Here is a 292-nt window from a genome sequence, read left to right as displayed (position 1 = left end):
GGCACTATCCCATGTGAGGACAATCGTTGCCACACCTTGATCAGCAATTCTTGTTTCTGCCCTCTTAATGCGAACATATTGATCGAGCAGTTCACCTTCCTCACTGACCATTTGAATGATGTTTCGATCAGCTGATAAGGCATCAACGATGGTTTCTGCTGCATCATTAGCCTGTCCAGAGTCCTTGTGAAACACTTTAATATGCAGCGTGTATGTTTTGAGGAACGTTGAAACAGTATCGTTTTTTGTGTTTGTCCATGCTGCGGGAAAGTACATCGATGGGATCTGAAAC

At 43.8% G+C, this 292-nt stretch carries 1 protein-coding gene; it reads right to left on the bottom strand.

Annotation, left to right across the window (positions count from 1 at the left end):
* A partial coding sequence (locus R0J92_RS22370) for a hypothetical protein (RefSeq protein WP_411053271.1) occupies nucleotides 1–276 on the bottom strand: 276 nt, incomplete at its 3' end.
* Nucleotides 277–292 lie beyond the last annotated feature (16 nt).

Source organism: Tritonibacter sp. SIMBA_163 (assembly GCF_046535935.1).
GTDB lineage: Bacteria > Pseudomonadota > Alphaproteobacteria > Rhodobacterales > Rhodobacteraceae > Epibacterium > Epibacterium scottomollicae.
This window is presented reverse-complemented; position numbering and strand designations above follow the sequence as displayed.